General features: G+C 68.4%; 14 protein-coding genes. 6 read left to right on the top strand and 8 right to left on the bottom strand.

The genetic code is table 11. From position 1 onward, the window contains the following. Window positions 1-59 precede the first annotated feature (59 nt). The 3 genes from argS to ACJASC_RS07775 form a co-directional block, all read right to left on the bottom strand. Window positions 60-1,802: an arginine--tRNA ligase gene (argS, locus tag ACJASC_RS07785; protein WP_415144948.1), complete on the bottom strand. Its 1,743-nt coding sequence runs from the start codon at window positions 1,800-1,802 to the stop codon at window positions 60-62. A gap of 109 nt (window positions 1,803-1,911) precedes the next feature. Then, window positions 1,912-3,918, bottom strand: a complete 2,007-nt coding sequence (locus ACJASC_RS07780; protein WP_415144943.1) for a cation:proton antiporter — start codon at window positions 3,916-3,918, stop codon at window positions 1,912-1,914. Window position 3,919: 1 nt separating this feature from the next. Continuing rightward, window positions 3,920-5,104, bottom strand: coding sequence for a deoxyguanosinetriphosphate triphosphohydrolase (locus ACJASC_RS07775; protein WP_415145067.1), 1,185 nt, complete (start codon window positions 5,102-5,104; stop codon window positions 3,920-3,922). 130 nt (window positions 5,105-5,234) lie between these two features. Between ACJASC_RS07775 and ACJASC_RS07770 the strand changes: the two genes are divergently transcribed. The 4 genes from ACJASC_RS07770 to ACJASC_RS07755 all read left to right on the top strand — a co-directional run bounded on the left by ACJASC_RS07770 (window position 5,235) and on the right by ACJASC_RS07755 (window position 9,687). Continuing rightward, the gene (locus ACJASC_RS07770; RefSeq protein WP_045319720.1) at window positions 5,235-5,558 is read left to right on the top strand and encodes a HesB/IscA family protein; all 324 of its coding nucleotides are present in this window, start codon (window positions 5,235-5,237) and stop codon (window positions 5,556-5,558) included. 103 nt (window positions 5,559-5,661) lie between these two features. Further along, window positions 5,662-8,067, top strand: a complete 2,406-nt coding sequence (locus ACJASC_RS07765) for a PBP1A family penicillin-binding protein (RefSeq protein ID WP_415144941.1) — start codon at window positions 5,662-5,664, stop codon at window positions 8,065-8,067. A 64-nt stretch (window positions 8,068-8,131) separates the two neighbouring features. Continuing rightward, a complete protein-coding gene (gene xth, locus ACJASC_RS07760; RefSeq protein ID WP_021693018.1) occupies window positions 8,132-8,914 on the top strand; it encodes an exodeoxyribonuclease III in 783 nt (260 codons plus the stop codon). Between the two features lie 440 nt (window positions 8,915-9,354). After that, window positions 9,355-9,687, top strand: a complete 333-nt coding sequence (locus ACJASC_RS07755; RefSeq protein WP_145973710.1) for a DUF7282 domain-containing protein — start codon at window positions 9,355-9,357, stop codon at window positions 9,685-9,687. A gap of 28 nt (window positions 9,688-9,715) precedes the next feature. On the opposite strand, the gene ACJASC_RS07750 is transcribed toward ACJASC_RS07755, so the two are convergent. Then, window positions 9,716-10,915, bottom strand: coding sequence for an FAD-dependent monooxygenase (locus ACJASC_RS07750; protein WP_415144939.1), 1,200 nt, complete (start codon window positions 10,913-10,915; stop codon window positions 9,716-9,718). Between the two features lie 7 nt (window positions 10,916-10,922). After that, window positions 10,923-11,345: an RNA polymerase-binding protein DksA gene (gene dksA, locus ACJASC_RS07745; RefSeq protein ID WP_021693021.1), complete on the bottom strand. Its 423-nt coding sequence runs from the start codon at window positions 11,343-11,345 to the stop codon at window positions 10,923-10,925. Window positions 11,346-11,698: 353 nt separating this feature from the next. On the opposite strand from dksA, the gene ACJASC_RS07740 reads away from it, so the two are divergent. Then, window positions 11,699-11,869, top strand: a complete 171-nt coding sequence (locus ACJASC_RS07740) for a hypothetical protein (RefSeq protein WP_021693022.1) — start codon at window positions 11,699-11,701, stop codon at window positions 11,867-11,869. Window positions 11,870-11,903: 34 nt separating this feature from the next. Here the strand turns inward: ACJASC_RS07740 and ACJASC_RS07735 are convergent, their stop codons facing one another. After that, a complete protein-coding gene (locus ACJASC_RS07735) occupies window positions 11,904-12,062 on the bottom strand; it encodes a hypothetical protein (protein WP_415144936.1) in 159 nt (52 codons plus the stop codon). Window positions 12,063-12,232: 170 nt separating this feature from the next. On the opposite strand from ACJASC_RS07735, the gene ACJASC_RS07730 reads away from it, so the two are divergent. After that, window positions 12,233-12,916, top strand: a complete 684-nt coding sequence (locus tag ACJASC_RS07730) for a M48 family metallopeptidase (RefSeq protein ID WP_045319722.1) — start codon at window positions 12,233-12,235, stop codon at window positions 12,914-12,916. Here ACJASC_RS07730 and ACJASC_RS07725 read toward each other — a convergent pair. Both ACJASC_RS07725 and ACJASC_RS07720 read right to left on the bottom strand, forming a co-directional pair. Further along, on the bottom strand, window positions 12,913-13,461 hold the full coding sequence (locus ACJASC_RS07725; RefSeq protein WP_415144934.1) for an RSP_2648 family PIN domain-containing protein: 549 nt from the start codon (window positions 13,459-13,461) through the stop codon (window positions 12,913-12,915). The genes ACJASC_RS07730 and ACJASC_RS07725 overlap by 4 nt on opposite strands. Next, the gene (locus ACJASC_RS07720) at window positions 13,458-14,666 is read right to left on the bottom strand and encodes an RSP_2647 family RNA methyltransferase (protein ID WP_415144932.1); all 1,209 of its coding nucleotides are present in this window, start codon (window positions 14,664-14,666) and stop codon (window positions 13,458-13,460) included. The genes ACJASC_RS07725 and ACJASC_RS07720 overlap by 4 nt, the downstream gene beginning before the upstream one ends. Between the last annotated feature and the right edge of the window lie 50 nt (window positions 14,667-14,716).

The raw sequence follows: 14,716 nt of genomic DNA, 5'->3' as shown, positions 1-14,716 counted from the left end.
CCGCCCCTTGTCGCGGGGCCACCTGCCCCGTCATGCCCGCCATGCTTCGAAAGACGCGCTCAGCGCATCTCCTCGACCGGGGTGACGCCAAGGATACCAAGCCCTTCCCCGATCACAACGCCGACCGCGCGGGCGAGCGAAATCTTGCCCTGCGTCGTGGCCGCGTCGCCCTCCTGCACGAAGCGCAGGCCCGGCTCGTCATTGCCGCGGTTCCACAGCGCGTGCAGCGCCGAGGCGAGGTCGTAGAGATAGAAGGCGACGCGGTGCGGCTCGTGGCCCTTGGCGGCGATCTCCACCAGACGCGGCCATTCGGCGAGGGCGCGCATCAGCGAAAGCTCCGCCTCGTGATCGAGCTTCGAAAGATCGGCCTCGGCCAGCGTCGCGTCGTCGACTGCGATGCCCATGGCGTCGGCCTTGCGCAGCACCGAGTTGATGCGCGCATTGGCGTATTGCACGTAGAAGACGGGGTTCTCGCGGCTCTGCTCCAACACCTTGTCGAAGTCGAAATCGAGCGGCGCGTCGTTCTTGCGGGTCAGCATGTGGAACCGCACCGCGTCCGCGCCGACCTGATCGACCAGATCGCGCAGCGTCACGAAGTTGCCGGCGCGCTTCGACATCTTGAACGGCTCGCCGTTCTTCCACAGCTTCACCAGCTGGATCAGCTTGACGTCGAGCGGCACCTTTCCTTCCGAAAGCGCTGAGACGGCGGCCTTCATCCGCTTGACGTAGCCGCCGTGGTCGGCGCCGAACACGTCGATGAGCTGGGTGAAGCCGCGGCTCACCTTGTCGTGGTGATAGGCGATGTCGGGCGCGAAATAGGTCCACGCGCCATCCGACTTCATGATCGGCCGGTCGACGTCGTCGCCATGCGCGGTGGAGCGGAACAGCGTCTGCTCGCGCGGCTCCCAATCCTCGGGCGTCTTGCCCTTGGGCGGCTCAAGCGTGCCGCGATAGATCAGGCCCTTGTCGTCGAGCGTCTTGATCGCGTCCTCGATCCGGCCGGTGCCGTAAAGCGCCTTTTCCGAAAAGAACACGTCCATGGTGACGCCCAGCGCCGCGAGGTCGGTGCGGATCATCTCCATCATCGCCTCGGTGGCGATTTCACGCGCCTCCTCGAGCCAATCTTCCTCGGGGCTGTTGAGCTTGCCCTCGCCCCAGATCTCCTTGAGCTTCTCGCCCACCGGCACGAGGTAGTCGCCCGGATAGAGCCCCTCGCCGATCTCGGGCGTCATGCCGCAGGCTTCGCGGTAACGCTCGAAGGAGGAGCGCGCCAGCACGTCGACCTGCGCGCCGCCGTCATTGACATAGTATTCCTTGGTCACGTCGTGGCCCGCGTAATCCAGCAGCCGCGCCAGCGCGTCGCCGAACACCGCGCCGCGGGCATGGCCCACATGCATCGGCCCCGTGGGGTTGGCCGAGACGTATTCGACATTGACCTTCTCGCCCTGCCCCATGGTCGAGCGGCCGAAGCCCTCCTGGGTCAGCGCGGCCCGCACGATGCCCTGCCACAGCGACGGCGCGAGGCGGAGGTTGATGAAGCCTGGCCCCGCCACCTCGGCGCTCTCGATGCGGTCGTCGGCACCGAGCCGCTCGGCCAGATCCTCGGCGATGTCGCGCGGCTTCTTGCCCGCGGGCTTGGCCAGCACCATCGCGGCGTTGGTCGCCATGTCCCCATGCGCCGCGTCGCGCGGCGGCTCCACCGTCACGGCGCCGGTCTGCATCCCTTGGGGGATCGCACCATCGCGCGCCATCGCATCCAGCGTGTCGAGCACAAGGGCCCGGATATCGGTAAAGAGGTTCATGCGCAGTCCTTTCGGCCAGTCGTGCCGCGAGATCGGCCCGCGACCCTTTACCATGGCGGTGCCGCGCGTCAACGCGCGGCACCGCCCGGACCGGTTCGAATGCGCCCGATCAGGCGGCGCGGGGCGGCTCGCCCTTGGGCTTCTTGCCACCCGTCGACTTCGTGCCGGGCTTCGGCCCCCAAGCCTTTACGCCAAGGGCCTTGACCCCGGCCATGCTGCCGCTCTTGCCGGTGGGGCGACCGCTGCCCTTGCCACCGTTGTTCTTGGCAGCTTGCCTGGCGATCTCGTGGCCCGCGCCGGGATCGGTGCCCTTTTCCTCGCCCGGCGGCAGCATCGAGATGATGCGCACGCCCGGCGCCGCGCGAATGTCGTCATCCTCGCGGATGAACTCGGTCGTGCCCTGCGGGCCGACGCGGGCGACGACCTTGGCATGGGGCCGTTTCTCGCGCCATTCCTCAAGACTGTATTCCTCGGTCAGCCGGGTCACGCGAAAGGTCCAGCCCTCGCGCATCAGCTGCTCGAGCCCGTCATGCGTCTCCTCGGGGCCGAATTCGCGGCCCGTCAGGCTGTTGGAGAGCGCGTGCCGCGCGCTTTCCATCTTCTGCCGGGCGATCTGATAGACGTTGTCGCGCCCGAATTCGGGGCCGAGATCGGTAGCGACCAGCGTGTTGTAGGCATCGTTCTCGGTCGCCGCGACCACCACGTCGTAGCTCACCAGTTCGAGCCAGTGCTCGGCCGATTCCGACAGGATGTCGCCGGAATAGGTCGGGATGCCTTCCGAGCGCGCGGCGCGCAGGTTGTTGTGGTTCGGGTCCGCGATCAGCACCGGCACCTCGACCTTCTTGAGCGCTTCGGCCAACCCACGGGTCCAGCGCGAGCCGCCGATCAGCAGCACGCCCGGCACGCTGGCGCCCGAGAGGCCGAGAAACCGCGCGAAAGGGGCCAGCGTGAAGCCGTGGATCACCACCGTGAAGGCGACCAGCACGAAGGCCAGCGGCGCGATGTCGGCGCCGTCAGGCACCCCCAGCTCGGCCAGCCTTTCGCCGAACAGACCCGCCACCGCGACGAGCACCACGCCGCGCGGGCCGGTCAGCGCCACGAGAAGCTGTTCGCGCCATGGCACACCCGAGCCGAGCAGAGACAGCACCACGGTGAGCGGGCGCACCAGCATCACCACGGCAAAGACGAAGAGCACCGCGCGCCAGTTCAGCGCCGTGAGCGTGTCGAACTCGATCGCTGCGGCGAGCAGGATGAACACGCCCGAGACCAGAAGGATCGTCGCGTGTTCCTTGAAGCGGCGCAGCTCGGCATAGGAGGCGAGATCGGCATTGGCGATGCCGATGCCCATCACCGTGACGGCGAGCAGGCCGCTTTCGTGCAGGATGGTGTCGGACACCGCAAAGACCGCGAGCAGCAGCGAGAACAGCACCGGCACCTTCATGTATTCCGGCACGCGCCCCTTGCGAAAACCCCACGCCACGATCAGCGCGCCGGCGATCCCCAGCAGCAGCGCCACCACGACGCCGAGCACCAGCTCCCACACCGCATGGCCCACCGTGGTCGCGGTGCGCAGCACAAGCACCACCTCGAAGGCGAGAACGGCGGCGAGCGCGCCCAAGGGGTCGTTGACGATGGCCTCCCATTGCAGGAGCGCCGCCGGGCGTCGCGACAGCCGCGCGGTGCGCAGCAACGGCGCGATCACGGTCGGGCCGGTGACGATCATGATGCCGCCGAAGACGGCCGAGCTTTCCCAAGTCATCCCCGCGCCGTAGCGCAGCGCCAGCGTCGAGAAGAGCCAGCCCAGTGGCGCGCCGATGAAGACGAGGCGGCTCACCCCCTGCGCCACGTCGCGCAAGGACCGCACGTTGAGCGTCAGCCCGCCCTCGAACAGGATGATCGCCACCGCGATGGAGATCATCGGGGCCAGCAGTACGCCGATATCGCGCTCCGGATTGAAAATGCCGAAGACCGGCCCGATCAGGAGGCCCGCCACCAGCATCAGCACGATGGCGGGCATGCGCAGCCGCCACGCGATCCATTGCGAACCGACGCCGATGGCCCCCACCAGCGCAAAGGCCATGATCGGGGTCAGCCCGGCGGCGTGTTCTGCCGTCATCTCAATTTCCACTCCAGGCTCCCGCCACGTTCGTTGTCTCAAGTATGTCCGAGCCGGTCAGCCGCGCGTGCTCTTGCAGCGCGAAGCGATCGGTCATCCCGGCAATGTAGTCCGCGACGATCCGTGCCAAGGCGGTTTCGCCCTTTGCCTCCGCAACGTCCTTTCGCCACTGCTTGGGTAAATTCTCGGGATGCGCCATGAAAAGCGGGAACAGGTCGTGGATCACGCCGGTCACCCGTTCGCGCATCACCACCACCTCGGGCGCGCGGTACATGCGGTGAAACAGGAAATGCCGCAACACCTTCAGATCGGCCCAGAGCCCGGGGGTGAAGCGCACCATCATCCGCCCTGCCTCGCGCACCTCCTGCGCCGATTTCGGATCGGCCTCGGCAAGGTTGGCGCGCGCCACGCCGATCACGTCCTCGACGAGCACGCCGAAGAACCGGCGCAGCGCCTCGTGGCGGCGGCGGTAGTAGTTCAGGCCGGGATATTTGCGGTCCACCTCGGCGAAGCAGGCGTCGAGGATCGGCAACTCGGCCAGCTCGTCTGTCGAAAACAGCTCGGCGCGCAGCCCGTCATGCAGGTCGTGATGGCTGTAGGCGATGTCGTCGGCCAATGCGGCCACCTGCGCCTCGGCGCTGGCATGGGTGTGCAGCTCCAGATCGTGGCGCGCGTTGTAATCGGCCAGTGCGTGGGGAATGTCGCCGGTGACGGGGCCGTTATGTTTGGCGATGCCTTCGAGCGTTTCCCAAGTCAGGTTCAACCCGTCGAAATCGGCGTAGTGCCGCTCCAGCGAGGTGACGATGCGGATCGCCTGCGCGTTGTGATCAAAGCCGCCGTAAGGCGCCATCAGCGCGTCGAGCGCGTCCTCGCCGGTATGGCCGAAGGGCGGGTGTCCGAGATCATGCGCCAGCGCCACCGCCTCGGTCAGTTCGGTGTTGAGCCCGAGCACCCCTGAGATGGTGCGCGCGACCTGCGCCACCTCGATCGAATGGGTCAGACGCGTGCGGAAGTAATCGCCCTCATGCTCGATGAAGACCTGCGTCTTGTGCTTGAGGCGGCGAAACGCGCTCGCATGGATGATGCGGTCGCGGTCGCGCTGAAAGGGGGAGCGGAAGGCGCTCTCTTCCTCGGGGTAAAGCCTGCCGCGCGTGTCGCGCGGGTCTGAGGCATAGGGAGCCATCATCATGTCCGCCAGCTTGTCGTCACTATTCACCTTACCTATATGGATCGAGAGGCCGCCCGCACAGGACATTCGCCCGAATGACCGTGTCGGAGCCGGTCAATGACCCTGCCCATGGATAGGTTCCGACATGCTGACGCTGCCCCCCACTGTTACCCCCCGCGCCTGGGACCGCCTTTCGGAAATCGGCGCGACGGCGCAGGGCAAGGCGCTGCGCGTCGCGGTCGAGGGAGGCGGATGCTCGGGCTTCCAGTACGAGATCGCGCTCGACGAGCCCAAGGAGGACGATCTCGTGCTCGAAGGTTCGGGCGAAAAGGTGGTGGTCGACAGCGTGTCGCTGCCGTTCCTCGCCAACGCGGTGATCGATTTCTCCGACGAGCTGATCGGCGCGCGCTTCGTGATCGAGAATCCCAACGCCACAAGCTCCTGCGGCTGCGGCACCAGCTTCTCGATCTGAAGCGCTGCGGCACCAGCTTCTCGATCTGAAGCGCTGCGGCGGCTTGACGCGGCCCTGCGAACCCCTACCCTCCGAGGGCTGACAGGACCGGAATTCCCAGACCATGACCGACGACAAGACGCCCGACCGTCCCGATGAACTTGCAGACGGGGCCGGACGGGATCCTGCCGCCACGCCGTCGCCGCAGGACGGCGATCTCGCGCAAGCGGCGCGCGCCTTCTGGGCGGCTTTGCTGCGGGCGCTGGGGCGTGGCGGGCGCGGTCTGGGACAGGCGGGCACCCGCGCGTTCGGCCAGGGCCGCGTCGCGGCGCAAAGCCTGACGGCGCGGGCCGCGCGCGGCACAAGCGCGGGCCTCGCCGCCGCGCAGGACAGGCTTCGCGCGCACCGCGTCGAAACCGAATCCGATCCCGACATCGCGCAGGCCGAACCGCGCCCGCCCATCACGCAGCGCGCGGTGCAGGGCTGGCGCGACGCCTCGGCCCGCCGCCGCGCCCGGCTCGACGCGCGCAAGCTGCGTCCCGCCGCCACGGTGCGGGCCTCGCGCTGGATCTGGCGCACGGTGTTCGGCCTCGCCTTCCTCCTGCTCCTTGGCATCGTGCTCGCGGGCGGCATTCTCGTCTGGGCGGTGCGCGACCTGCCGCTGGCCGAGATGCTGCCACCGATCGAGGAGCCGACCCTCACCGTGCAGGACGAGGATGGCGACACGCTGTTCACCCGCGGCGCCTACCGCGCGGGCTACGTCGCCATCGACGAGATGCCCGGTTACCTGCCGCAGGCGGTCTCCGCGATCGAGGATCGCCGCTTCTGGGATCACCCCGGCGTCGACATCGAAGGCATCGGGCGCGCGATGTGGCGCAACCTCTCCTCGGGCGGCGTCGTCGAGGGTGGCTCGACCATCACCCAGCAGCTGGTGAAGGTGCTCTATCTCGACCCCGATCGCACCTATAAACGCAAGCTGCAGGAAATGGTCCTCGCGCTGGGGCTGGAGCGTCAGCTCGGCAAGGACCGGATCATGGAGCTCTATCTCAACTCCACCTATCTCGGCTCGGGCGCATGGGGCATGCCCGCCGCGGCGCAGCTCTATTTCGACGTGCCGGTGCAGGAGCTGAGCCTCGCGCAGGCCGCGATCCTCGCCGCGACGATCCGCGCGCCTTCGGTCATCAACCCCGAGGCCGATCTGGAGCGCGCCCGCGAACGCGGGCTGGTGGTGCTGTCGGTGATGCGCGATCTCGAACGGATCGACGAGGCCGCCTACGTGGCCGCGCGGACCGAGATGGCGAGCCTCGAACCCTCGCCGCCCCCGGCTCGCGCGGGCAGTTATTTCGCCGATTGGGTGCTGGGCGAGGCGCAGGAACTGGCGGGAGCGGTCGACGGCCCGCTCACGGTCTCGGCGACGCTCGACATCGCCCTGCAGGCCCGCGCCGAGGAGATCCTCGCATCCGCCATCGCGGGCCGGGGCGCGGAGGCGGGCGCGAGCCAAGGCGCCATCGTCGTCATGACCCCCGACGGGCGGGTGCGCGCTATGGTCGGCGGCACCGATTACGGCACGAGCCAGTTCAACCGCGCCACCGACGCGCTGCGCCAGCCCGGCTCGACCTTCAAACTGCCGGTGTTCCTCGCCGCTCTGGTGATGGGGGCCGACCCCGACACCCGCCTGCCCGACGAGCCGATCGACATCGACGGCTACAAACCCGAGAACTTCAACGGCCAATATGCCGGTGTGGTGACCCTCCGCGAGGCCTTCACCCGCTCGCTCAACGCCGCCACGGTGCGGCTGGCGCAGGAGGTGGGCATCGATCAGGTGATCGAGGTGTCGCGCCAGCTCGGCATCGAGGGCGACCTGACGCCGACGCCCAGTCTCGCGCTGGGCACCTCCGAGGTGTCGCTTCTCGACATGACCGAGGCCTATGCCGCGATCCTCGCGGGGCGCGCGCCGATCAACGCTACCGGCATCGCCAGCCTCAGGCTCGGCGACACCGGCGTGGCGCTGTCGGTCTCGGACGCCGATCCCAACGCCGTCGAGCTCAACCGCACCCGCGACCCGATGGTCTCGATGCTGCGCTCGGTCGTCACCGACGGCACCGGCAAGCGCGCGGCTGTAGACGGCTTTGCCGCCGGCAAGACCGGCACCAGCCAGAACAGCCGCGACGCTTGGTTCATCGGCTTCACTGACAAGCTGGTGGTCGGCGTCTGGGTCGGCAATGACGACAACTCGCCGATGGATGCGGTCACCGGCGGCAGCCTGCCCGCCGAGATCTGGCGTGATGTGGTGCTGGCGGCGGGCGGCTCCGGTGCGCAGCAGGCCCCTTCGGCCGAGAGCCAGACGCCCGTGCGGGTGCGGCGTGGCACCCAAGTGAGCACGACCAATGGCGACCGGCTGCGTCAGGCCGCGGCCCCGGACCAGTCCTCTTGCAACGTGCGCGCCTGCTCGCGCGCCTATCGCTCGTTCCGCGCCTCGGATTGCAGCTTCCAGCCCTATTCCGGCCCGCGCAAGCTGTGCACCCGCTAGGCGGCTTGTCCGCCCGCCCCCGGCTGTTACAAGCCGGGGGCAAGGATGGCCCAGGGAGGCGCGCATGAAACTCGCCACGTTCAACATCAACGGCATCAAGGCGCGGATCGGCGCGCTGTCGGACTGGCTGCAGGACACGCAGCCCGACGTGGCGCTGCTGCAGGAGATCAAGTCCGTCGACGAGGCGTTCCCGCGCCAGCATTTCGAGGACATGGGGTATATCGTCGAGACCCATGGGCAAAAGGGCTTCAACGGCGTCGCGATCCTGTCGCGCCTGCCGCTCGAGGACATCACGCGCGGCCTGCCCGGCGATGATGACGACGAGCAGGCCCGCTATATCGAGGCCACGGTGATCGGCGACACCCGGCCGGTGCGCGTGGGCTGCCTCTATCTGCCCAACGGCAACCCGGTGCCGGGGCCGAAATACGACTACAAGCTTGCCTGGATGGCACGGCTGCGCGACCGGGCGCAGGCGCTTTTGGCGCTTGAGGAGCCCGCGCTGCTCGCCGGCGACTGGAATGTGATCCCGCAGGCCGAGGATGCGGCGCGTCCCGAGGCGTGGCGCGAGGACGCGCTGTTCCTGCCCGAGACCCGCGCCGCGTTCCGCCGGATCGAGACGCTCGGCTTCACCGACGCCTTCCGCGCGCGGGTGCGCGGGCCGGGGCATTATTCCTTCTGGGACTATCAGGCCAATTCATGGGATCGCAACAACGGCATCCGCATCGATCACCTGCTGCTCGCGCCGCAGGCGGCCGACCTTTTGCGCGACGCCTGGATCGACCGCGAGGTACGCGGCCGCGAAAAACCCTCCGACCACGTGCCGGTCTGGATCGACATCGACGCCTGACAGCCACGACATTCATTGGATTTCGGGCGCGCGGTGCAGGCCGCGCGCCCTTTTCATGCGAACCGCAAGGCTGCGTATCCTGGGGTTCCGGGCGACAATCCACCTCGCCGCACAGGTTAGACCGCGCTCACGCACATACTGAACTGTTCAGTTTACAGATGGGACACCCTATCTCCCTCTCATCGCAACGAGACAGACCGGATCACCCAATGCCCTTCACCACGCAGCTTTCTCCGACCGGCCTTCGGGGCCGCGACCCGCAAAGTTGTAGCGAAGTGTAACGGGTCGGGGCACTGCGACGGATCGCGACAATGCCGCGATGGCCGTGCCCCGCCTCCCCGTCCATATGTTTCTTGCAAGACGCGCCGAGCTTGATCGGCCGCCACGATGAACTCCAAGACGCCCCACCTCCCCGGGGCAACATGAACAAGGAAAAGACCATGAAAAACATCATCCTCGCCGCTCTGATCGCCGCCACTGCCGTTCCCGCCGTGGCCGCCACCGACAACCTCGGCGCCCAGCAGGCCGTTGCCAATTCCGGCCATGTCGAGCTCGACCGTGTGATGAGCACCACCGGCGGCTATGTCGAGATCCTCGACGGTTCCAGCATCGAGACCGGCGTTCTGCTCGGCACCGAAGACGTGCGTGCCGGCCTCGAAACCGACGTTCGCGTGCAGCTGAGCCACCGCCCCTACCGCGACAACGTGTTCGCCGTGCTCTACGACGCCGATGGTCAGATCACCGCCACGCGTGAGCTGCGCGTCCAGAACTAAGCGACCCTAGGGGATATTTCCCCCTTCTCTACTCCAGAGAAGAATGGCCCGTCATCCTTGCGATGGCGGGCCAATTTCGTGTCACGTCATGCCCATGGAGCCAGTCCATGCGCGCCGTGAAACGCCTCGGCGCCACGCGGTCGATCGCGCCGAGCGCCAGATGCGCGATGCGGCGCGATACGCCCGAAAAATGATAGTTGCGGGCGTTGGCCTGCGCCGCCGCGATGGCGCGCCTGACCCGCGGGCCGCGCCGCTGCGCATAGAGACCCAGCGCCACATCGAGATCGGGTGCCGCCTCGAGCGCCCGCGCCAGCACCCAGCCATCCTCGATCGCGAGATTGGCACCCTGTGCCAGAAACGGCAGCGTCGGATGCGCGGCGTCGCCCAGCAACGCCAGCCGCCCGACATGCCACCGCTCGGGCACCTCGTGGCGGAACAGGCCCCAAAGCCGCGTCGCCTCGATACGGTCGAACAGGGCGCGCAGTTCGGGCGCGGCGTCGGCGAATACCGCGCGCAGCCGGGCCGGGTCCTCGGCGTGATCCCATCCCTCGGGTGCCCAGCCCGACTGTTCGCGCACCGCCACGAGATTGAGCCGCCCGCCAGGCAGCGGATAGGTCACCACATGCCGTCCCGGCAGCATCCAGATCCGGGCCTCCGGCGCGGCCTCGACCCCGTTCAGGACGGCGCGCCACGCCACTTGGCCCGTGAACCACGCAGCCTCGTCTGTGATCAGCGGACGCAGGACGGAGCGAAGCCCGTCGGCGGCAAGGATCAGCTCGTGGCGCGTCGGCTCGCCGGTCTCGAAAATAAGATCACCGGTCTCGGGCCGTGCCGCCCTCACCGCCTGCCCGGTGACGATCCGCGCGCCCGCGTCCCGCGCCGCGTCGGCCAAAAGCTCGATCAAGGCGGCGCGATGCAGAAATCTGTAAGGGTATGGCCCCCCATCGAGGGCAAATCGCGCGATGCCGCGCCCGGACCACCCGTCGGTCGGTCGCACGGCACGCGCGCGGATCGCCACCTTGTCGAGCGCGGGCCCCAGCCCGAGACGCTCTAACACGGCGGCCCCGTTCGGGGTGATCTGCAGGCCCGCGCCGATTTCGCGCAGCGCGGGCGCGCGCTCGAAGATCTCGACCCGGTGGCCGGCCCGTGCGAGGCACAGCCCAGCGCTCAGGCCGCCGATTCCCGCGCCGGCGATGGCGATCGCCAGCCGGGACGTCGCGGAGGCCACGCCCGGATCAGTCGTCGCGGTGAACGCGCTCGCGGCGCTCGTGACGCTCCTGCGCCTCGAGGCTCATCGTGGCGATGGGGCGCGCATCCAGGCGGCGCAGCGAAATCGGCTCGCCGGTGATCTCGCAATAGCCGTATTCACCCTCGTCGATGCGACGCAGCGCGGCGTCGATCTTGGAAACCAGCTTGCGCTGACGATCCCGCGTGCGAAGCTCGATCGAGCGATCGGTTTCCTCGCTGGCGCGGTCTGCGATGTCGGGAATGTTGCGCGTGGCGTCCTTCATGCCCTCGATGGTGTCGCGGCTGTCGGACAGAAGCTCGTTTTTCCAGGCCAGCAGCTTGCGGCGGAAATATTCGAGCTGACGATCATTCATGAACGGCTCGGTCTCGGCGGGCCGGTAGTCGTCGTTAAGAAATGACTCGGCTTTCATGTGTGCTCCCGGTTAAGGGCCAGCGCCGGGTCCCCAAATCCACCCCGCGGCCGGCGTACCCTCATATGCCGCCCTCCTACTCCCTGCGTCACCTCATGTCACCTTGTTTCTGCGCCGCCGTGTCGCTGCGGCAACGCGGGGGCGACGGCTTTGAAAACAGGCGTTTCGCAACATGCGGCACACGCTAGGATAGTGGGGCCACCCTAGCACGGTTCGCGCGGAAAGTGCACCCACCCTGATGCTCCAGCTGCGCGACGCCGCGCCGCGGCGTCCATCGCTGGACACCTGCCCCCCCTTAACGCTAGTCACGGCCCTGCGGTCGCGCCGATCGCGGCACGCTCGGAGAACACGCGATGATCCTGCCAATTGCCGGTCTCTTCATCGGAGCCATCCTCGGCGCCTATCGCGCCCGTCGTCATGGCGGCGGTGCGGCCGACATGGCGCAATGGGGCGCGGCGCATGCGCTGGCCCTCGGGATCGTTGGATTGTTCGTGCTGTTGCTGCTCAGCCGGATCGCGGGCTGATCTCGCCCGCGCGGCGGGCCGACGAGGGGCGGGCTCAGCCCGCCCTCTCGCCGCCGCGTCGATCGTTGTCGGACCCACGGGACGCCAGCTGTTCGAGCAGCTGGCGCAGCCTGTCGGGCGTCTCCCGTTCGACGGGGAAGGCCCTTTGCAGTGCGGCGTCGCGCACCTGCTTGTCGAATTGATCGAAGTTCATGGTTGCCTCATTCAGTAGGACAACCCCCCTGACACTGTGACAATAGACATACCCCAGATTTGGTTCCCGTCCGGTAAATCACTCTTGACCCAAGCTGTGGCATAGGAGCCGCATGTGACACCCAAGAAACTGTGGTTGTGCGGATATGACCGGGCCACCATATTGCCATGATGCTCAAGCTCTCACCGCTCATTCTCGCCCTGCTCTACGGATTCGCCGTCTATCAGGTGTCGGTCTGGCGCACGCGCCGCGCGCTCGACCGCAAATCGACCGAGCTGGCCGAGCCGCGCCTGCGCGCGGTCTGCGACAAGCTGGCCCGCGCGCTGGAACTGCCGCGCATCAAGGTGCATGTCTACGAGATCGCCCCCGTCAACGGCCTTGCCGCACCGGATGGGCGGATCTTCCTGACGCGCGGCTTTCTGGAACGCTATGCCTCGGGGGCGGTGACCGCCGAGGAGATCGCCAGCGTCGTGGCGCATGAGCTGGGCCACGTGGCGCTGGGGCATTCGCGTCGCCGCATGGTGGATTTCTCGGCGCAGAACGCGCTGCGCACGGCGCTCGCGGCGGTGCTGTCACGGATCATCCCGGGCTTTGGCGGCATGATCGCGGCCGGTCTGGCGCGGCTGGTGGCCGCCCGGATCAGCCGGGTCGACGAATACGAGGCCGACGCCTATGCCTCGGCGCTTATGATCAAGGCGGGCCTTGGCACCGCGCCGCAGAAATCGCTGCTCTCCAAGCTCGACAATCTGGCGGGCGTCGGCGGTGCGACCCCGGCCTGGCTCATGAGCCATCCCAAGACCGAAGCGCGCCTCAAAGCGATCGAGGCCAACGAAGCCAAGTGGCTCAAGGCCTAGCCGCCCGCCTCCACCGCCTTTCCGAACCGGTTCAGCCGCGCTTTGCGCAAGAGCTTGCGCGGGGTCCACGCCTCGCCCGAAAGCCGCGTCGCCTCGGCCACCACCGATGCCACGACCTCGCCCACCGGGCCGGGGCTGGCCTCGTAGAGGCCAAGCAGGAAGTTATCGGGATCGGCGCGTGACAGTCCTTCTTCGGCGAGAAGGTCGCGGGGAAAATCCTTGGCGTTCATTGTGACGATGACGTCGCAATGCCCCGCCACCGCGCTGGCCAGCACGTGGATGTCGTTCGCGTCGGGAAGCCAGAGGCGGCGCTCCAGATCCGGGGCAGCCGCGACCTCCGCGCGCGGGAAGCGCGAGGCCAACACTGCGATCTCGCCGCGCGCGATCGCCTCGCCCTCCGGCCCCAGCCGCGCCGCCGCCCGCGCCCATTCCTCCGAGATCCGCGCGCTCCAGCGCGGCTCGTAAAGACCTTTGGCGGCGCAGCCCAAGAGCAGTTCGCGCATCACCGTCGGGTAAAGGACGCAGGCGTCGAGCAGGACCCTCACAGGCGGAACACGAGCGCCTTGAGATAGCCGCCCTCGGCCAGCTGCGGCAGCACCGGGTGATCGGCACCGGCAAAGCCGGTGTAGCAGATCGCGCCGCGGCGCCCCGCCTTGCCGATGCCGCGCGCGCAGGCGGCCCGGAACTTGGTCAGGTCGGCGGCATGGCTGCACGAGCAGAGCACCAGATAACCGCCCTCCTCGACCAGAGACGCCGCCAGCCGCGCGATCCGCTCATAGGCGCGCAACCCCGGCTCGAGCGCGGATTTCGACGGCGCGAAGGCGGGCGGGTCGCAGACCACCACCTCGAAGCGGCGGCCTTCCTTTTCGAGCGCGGTCAGCGTGTCGAAGGCGTCGCCCTGCCGCGTCTCGAACCGCTCGGAGAGCCCCGAGGCCTCGGCCCCCGCCCGCGCCAGATCGAGCGCCGGGGCCGAGCCGTCGACCGCGAGAGCCGAGGCCGCGCCCTGCGCCAGCGCCGCGAGGCCGAAGCCGCCGACATGGCTGAACACGTCGAGCACGCGGGCGTCCTTCGACAGCGAGGCGGCAAAGGCGTGGTTCGGGCGCTGGTCGTAGAACAGCCCCGTCTTCTGACCGCCCATCAGGTCGGCCATGTAGGTGGCACCGTTCATCGGCACCGGCAGCGGCCCCTCGGGCGCGTCGCCGCGCAGCATCCGCAGCTCCTCGCCAAGCCCCTCCAGCCCCCGCGCCCGGCCCGAGCCGTTGAACACGACGCGGCGGATGCCGGTCGCGGCCAGAAGCGCGTCGGCGATGGTCTCGGCCCCGGCATCGGCCCAAGCGGCGTTGGGCTGCAGCACGGCGATGTCGCCAAAGCGGTCGATCACCACCCCGGGCAGCCCGTCGGCCTCGGCATGCACCAGCCGGTAGAACGGCTGATCATAAAGCGCCTCGCGGTGGCGCAGCGCAGCGGCGAGCCTCATGGCAATCCAGTCGCCGTCGATCACGGCCTCCGGGTCGCGGTCGAGCACGCGCGCCGCGATCTTGGAGCCGGGGTTGACCGTGATGACGGCCATGGGCCGCCGCTCGGCATCCTCGAGGATCGCGAGGGCGCCGGGAGCGAGCGCCTTGGTGCGGCGGTCGAGGACCATCTCGTTGGCGAAGACCCAAGGAAAGCCGTGGCGGATCGCGCGGGCATCGGCCTTGGGCATCAGCCGGACGGTGGGATAGGGCGGGAGGTGCGGGAACGGTGTCATGCGCCCTCCTACCCTGCCCCGCGCGCCACGAAAAGCCGCGACGCACGAAA

Origin of the sequence: Limimaricola cinnabarinus, assembly GCF_047631075.1 — a bacterium.
Lineage (GTDB): Bacteria > Pseudomonadota > Alphaproteobacteria > Rhodobacterales > Rhodobacteraceae > Limimaricola > Limimaricola cinnabarinus.
This window is presented reverse-complemented; position numbering and strand designations above follow the sequence as displayed.

What these genes read in the sequence shown, in the direction of transcription:
- ACJASC_RS07730 (WP_045319722.1), top strand. Translation starts at nt 12,233, where the DNA reads ATGCTCAAGCTCTCACCGCTCATTCTCGCCCTGCTCTACGGATTCGCC.
- dksA (WP_021693021.1), bottom strand. Translation starts at nt 11,345, where the DNA reads ATGAAAGCCGAGTCATTTCTTAACGACGACTACCGGCCCGCCGAGACC.
- ACJASC_RS07775 (WP_415145067.1), bottom strand. Translation starts at nt 5,104, where the DNA reads ATGATGGCTCCCTATGCCTCAGACCCGCGCGACACGCGCGGCAGGCTT.
- ACJASC_RS07780 (WP_415144943.1), bottom strand. Translation starts at nt 3,918, where the DNA reads ATGACGGCAGAACACGCCGCCGGGCTGACCCCGATCATGGCCTTTGCG.
- ACJASC_RS07765 (WP_415144941.1), top strand. Translation starts at nt 5,662, where the DNA reads ATGACCGACGACAAGACGCCCGACCGTCCCGATGAACTTGCAGACGGG.
- ACJASC_RS07735 (WP_415144936.1), bottom strand. Translation starts at nt 12,062, where the DNA reads ATGAACTTCGATCAATTCGACAAGCAGGTGCGCGACGCCGCACTGCAA.
- xth (WP_021693018.1), top strand. Translation starts at nt 8,132, where the DNA reads ATGAAACTCGCCACGTTCAACATCAACGGCATCAAGGCGCGGATCGGC.
- argS (WP_415144948.1), bottom strand. Translation starts at nt 1,802, where the DNA reads ATGAACCTCTTTACCGATATCCGGGCCCTTGTGCTCGACACGCTGGAT.
- ACJASC_RS07720 (WP_415144932.1), bottom strand. Translation starts at nt 14,666, where the DNA reads ATGACACCGTTCCCGCACCTCCCGCCCTATCCCACCGTCCGGCTGATG.
- ACJASC_RS07755 (WP_145973710.1), top strand. Translation starts at nt 9,355, where the DNA reads ATGAAAAACATCATCCTCGCCGCTCTGATCGCCGCCACTGCCGTTCCC.
- ACJASC_RS07740 (WP_021693022.1), top strand. Translation starts at nt 11,699, where the DNA reads ATGATCCTGCCAATTGCCGGTCTCTTCATCGGAGCCATCCTCGGCGCC.